General features: G+C 62.5%; 3 protein-coding genes. 2 read left to right on the top strand and 1 reads right to left on the bottom strand.

Features of this window, described 5'->3' with window-relative positions; translation table 11 throughout:
- The coding region (locus ACEK02_RS24030) for a DedA family protein (protein WP_371424029.1) at positions 1-462 on the top strand (462 nt) is incomplete at its 5' end.
- Positions 463-483: 21 nt separating this feature from the next.
- Here ACEK02_RS24030 and ACEK02_RS24025 read toward each other — a convergent pair.
- On the bottom strand, positions 484-2,844 hold the full coding sequence (locus ACEK02_RS24025) for a heavy metal translocating P-type ATPase (RefSeq protein WP_371424028.1): 2,361 nt from the start codon (positions 2,842-2,844) through the stop codon (positions 484-486).
- 230 nt (positions 2,845-3,074) lie between these two features.
- Between ACEK02_RS24025 and ACEK02_RS24020 the strand changes: the two genes are divergently transcribed.
- Positions 3,075-4,382 carry a type II restriction endonuclease gene (locus tag ACEK02_RS24020; RefSeq protein ID WP_371424027.1) on the top strand — a complete coding sequence of 436 codons (1,308 nt, stop codon included), beginning with the start codon at positions 3,075-3,077 and terminating at the stop codon, positions 4,380-4,382.
- Positions 4,383-4,598: the final 216 nt, after the last annotated feature.

The raw sequence follows: 4,598 nt of genomic DNA, 5'->3' as shown, positions 1-4,598 counted from the left end.
TTTCGTGGTCCAGACTATCATAGTCTCTGGGCCACTCAGCGGGGGGCAGATCACAAGCTTGGCGCATCGGCCTATCGAATCTGGCCACTCAGGGGCCATCGCACGGCGGTCGCCCATGCGCGAATCTTCTTCCGGCGCTATGGATTCCTTGCTGTGCTTCTCGGTCGCTTCCTCGGCCCGCTCCGCTCGATCGTCCCGCTTGTTGCAGGGATTACGCGAATGCCCGTCGGCGCGTTTCAGTTGGCGAATATAGTATCTGCGGCGATGTGGGTACCGCTCCTTTTCGCGCCCGGTTACCTGTCGGCCAAGCATCTTATCCCTAAAGATCAGGTCAACGAAGGGAACCTCATGATTGTGGGCTTGGCGATCGGACTCCTGTCGGCCCTTGCGAGCTGGATTGCCTCGAAGGCATTGACGGCGCGTCGCCGGGCCCGGAAGCTGCGCGCCATTGCGGCGCCTTAGCGCGCAGCTGCTCGACGCGCTTCAGAGGCGCACCAGACGCAGACGCAACGCATTGGTGATCACGCTGACAGAGGACAGCGCCATCGCCGCAGCCGCGATCGCAGGCGACAGGAGCCATCCAGACAAGGGATAGAGCGCTCCAGCCGCAATCGGGATGCCAGCGACATTGTAAGCAAAGGCGAAGAAAAGATTTTGTCGGATGTTCCGCATCACTGCGCGGGAGAGCCTGCGCGCACGGACCAGGCCGGTGAGATCGCCCTTGAGCAATGTTACGCCGGCGCTTTCGATGGCGACATCGGCGCCTGCGCCCATCGCGACGCCGACTTCTGCCGCGGCCAGCGCGGGCGCATCGTTGACACCATCCCCCGCCATCGCAACCGAGCGGCCTTCGGCGCGAAGTTTCTGCACGACCGAGGCCTTGTCCTCGGGAAGCACCTCTGCCTCAACCTCGTCGATCCCAAGCCGGCGCGCCACGGCGAGGGCCGTTGCCTTGTTGTCGCCGGTCATCATGACCACGCGGATACCCTCGGCCTTCAAGGCCCGGACGGCTTCCGGCGTGGTTTCCTTGATCGGATCGGCGATGCCGATCAGCCCGGCAAGAGCACCGTCCACGGTTGCGAAGATGGTCGTCGTGCCATTGTCCCGCAGTCGTTCCGCAGCGGGTTCCAGCGCGGTGATGTCGACGCCCTGCTCGCGCATGAGCCTGGCCCCGCCGAGGACGACCTTCTTGCCTTCGACGGTGCCGAGTACGCCGCGTCCGACGGGCGAATCGAAATCGGCCGCTTCGGCTAGCATCAACTCGCGGTCGCGCGCAGCGCGCAGGATCGCGTCGGCCAGCGGATGCTCGCTTCCCCGCTCGAGGCTGGCGGCCAGGCGGAGCAGTTCGCGGTCATCGAAAGGCGCGACCGCCTGGATGGCCGTCACCGCCGGTCGTCCTTCGGTCAGGGTTCCCGTTTTATCGACTACCAGCGTATCGACTTTTTCGAAGCGCTCGAGTGCTTCGGCATTCTTGATCAACACACCGGCCTGCGCCCCGCGCCCAACTCCGACCATGATTGACATCGGGGTCGCAAGTCCCAACGCGCAGGGGCACGCGATGATCAACACCGAAACGGCCGCCACGATCGCATAGGCGAAGCGGGGGTCGGGTCCGACCAGCGCCCATGCGGCCGCGGCAACGAGCGCGACCGCAATCACCGCCGGCACGAACCAGCCAGAGACCTGATCCGCCATGCGTTGAATCGGCGCGCGGCTGCGCTGTGCCTCGGCGACCATCTGTACGATCCGCGACAACATAGTCTCGGCGCCGACCTTTTCCGCGCGCATGACGAAGGAGCCGGTCTTGTTGAGCGAGCCCGCAATCACTTTTGCACCGGGCTCCTTGGTCACCGGCATGGATTCACCGGTGACCAGAGACTCGTCGATCGACACGCGACCGTCGAGCAGTTCGCCATCGACCGGAACCTTCTCGCCCGGACGCACGCGCAGGCGGTCGCCCACCGCAATCAGGTCGAGCGTGACCTCCTCATCGCTGCCGTCGTCCTTCAGGCGGCGCGCGCTCTTGGGCGCAAGGTCGAGAAGCGCCTTGATGGCGCCCGATGTTCGTTCACGCGCGCGCAACTCGAGCACCTGGCCGAGCAGGACGAGGACGGTGATGACCGCGGCCGCCTCGAAATAGACGGGCACCGCGCCCGATGCGTCCCGAAAGGCGGCCGGGAAGGCGCCGGGCGCAAGGATCGCGACGACGCTGTAAACCCAGGCGACGCCCACACCCATGGCGATAAGAGTGAACATGTTAAGACGGCGTGACCTGATCGATGCCCAGCCGCGATCGAAGAACGGCCAGCCCGCCCAGAGTACGACCGGCGTGGCAAGTAGGAACTGGATCCAGTTGGATGTCGTACGGCCGAGCATCATCATCAGGCCCGTCAGATGGCCGCCCATTTCCAGCGCGAATACAGGCAAGGTCAACACCAGCCCAATCCAGAAGCGGCGGGTCATATCGACCAGTTCCGGACTGGGGCCATCGTCGGCGGTTACCGTCGCGGGCTCGAGCGCCATTCCGCAGATAGGACAGGAGCCTGGGCCGAGTTGCCGGACCTCGGGATGCATCGGGCACGTATAGACGACGTTCGCGCCATTGCCGGATTGAGGTGGGATAGGGGCGGCCATATAGGGCGACGGGTCGGCCAGAAACTTGCTCCGGCAGCCGGCGCTGCAGAAATGGTAGGAGGCGCCGTCATGATCCGCATGGTGGGCCGTGGCCATCGGGTCCACCATCATGCCGCAGACCGGATCGCGCACCATGTTTGCGGCACCAGCCTGATGGCCTCTACAGCAGCTGGCTTTGCGCTCATGGCTCTGATGACTATGCTCTTGCATGCTGGGTTCTCCGATCGGCTCTCTAAGGGGCGCGACATCCCCTCGGTATCAATAGGTAATCCTCGCAGTGGGCGAACGACGCCGGTGCGTACCCGTCACAAATTATACGCGCCCGGAAGCGCAAGCCCTCGCGCGATCGAACGTTCAAGAATACGTCCCTCTGTCTGAAAGGCGATGCGAATCTATTAGCCGATTGCTACGGTCCGATATGAACCGGGGTAATCTTGCGAATGAAGGGCGAAAATCCTGTGGCTTTGTCCGAAACCCACCAGAGACTGGTTGGAGAATTGATACGCCGCTGGCGCGATGATGCCTCGGCCACGTATCGGTCCTGGTTTCTTTGGGATGAGCGACTAAAGAATTTTCGATCGATCCGGCGCGGTCTGGCGCAGGTGGTTGCCGAGATCGATAGCGGCCATTTTGGCGTGGCCTATCGCGGTTCGTCGCTTGAAACCGTAGTGCATTCGATTGCCGAGCAGCGCCAGATTTTCAAAGGCGCCGATCACGCCTTCCTCTGGAAGCCCAAGCTGCGCATTCCCGACATCTATGAAAATCCGGAGAACCAACAGGCTTTCGGGCGTCTCCTGCATGCCTGCTCATGCTGCGATACTGCCGAAGAAATTATCGGCCATATCCGGGCAATCGACCGGTTGAAGATCAAGGGCCTTGGCCCGGCAGTCGCCAATTTGCTGTATTTTCTCCACCCGACGCTGGTACCGCCGTTCAATACAGCTATCGTCAAAGGCTATAATGCGCTGACAGGTGCGAAGGTCAAACTGGGATCCTGGGACCATTTTCTCGCGATGCGAGCGGGGATCCTCGATCTCAACGATCGTTATCGCGAACTGCTTTCCAATGATCTTGGCGCAGCGGGCGGCCTGCTGTTCGATGTCGGGGCGGGCCGCTTTCCAGCGCCGCCGCTGGATGACGATGCAGCCTCGGGCGCGTCCTGGCTGGAGCATCTTGAGCTAGCGCGCTGCGAGGCACGCAAACTCGACAAGACAGCGCAGCTTCAGGGCGAGACGGACAGGACTCATGCCGAAATCCAGCTATGGTTGCGGGATCTTGGGTTGGCACTGGGGTATCGGGTATGGATCGCCGCCAACGATGCCGGTCGCCTGGTCGATGGCGCACCACTCGGCAAGGGGTGTCTCGAGCGGCTACCGCCAACCATCACGACGTCGCCAGGAGCAGACGCGATCCGGCTCATCGATGTGTTGTGGATCGAGCCGAGTGGAGAGCATGTGACTGCCGCATTCGAGGTGGAACACAGCACGTCGATCTACTCCGGCATTGTCCGTATGCTCGATCTGGCTCTGTCCGGAAGCGACCTCCATGCGGCGGCCGGTCTGTTTCTCGTCGCGCCCGACGCGCGGGAGGCCGATGTGCGGGCGCAGCTGCGCCGGCCGGCCTTCAGCCGAATAGCGGATCTGGATATCTCCTACCTTGCCTACAGCGAGCTTGAGAAGAATCGCGAACCGATCGCGCGCTTTGGTGCGGGCCTGAAGGCGATTCGTGCGATCTCGAGCCGGCTTTGAAGCTCGTACCGCTTTCCCCCGTTGCCCAAGCATATCGGCGAAAGATCCGAATTTCGGCGTCAGATGCAGAATGTGTGAGGGATAACGGAGCGCCCTGCGTATCTTAGGAAGGAAGCGCACATCGAAACAGAGAACGGAACCTGATGAATTGTCCCCTAAATCGACGAGAGCTTCTTCGCGGGGGCATGATGGCTGGAGGTGGTTTGGCGCTGGCGG

The sequence above is a fragment of the Tardiphaga sp. genome, from assembly GCF_041424195.1.
GTDB lineage: Bacteria > Pseudomonadota > Alphaproteobacteria > Rhizobiales > Xanthobacteraceae > Tardiphaga.
Note: the sequence above shows the minus strand (reverse complement) of the source record. Positions and strands in the feature narration are given on the sequence as shown.

What these genes read in the sequence shown, in the direction of transcription:
- ACEK02_RS24020 (WP_371424027.1), top strand. Translation starts at nt 3,075, where the DNA reads ATGAAGGGCGAAAATCCTGTGGCTTTGTCCGAAACCCACCAGAGACTG.
- ACEK02_RS24025 (WP_371424028.1), bottom strand. Translation starts at nt 2,844, where the DNA reads ATGCAAGAGCATAGTCATCAGAGCCATGAGCGCAAAGCCAGCTGCTGT.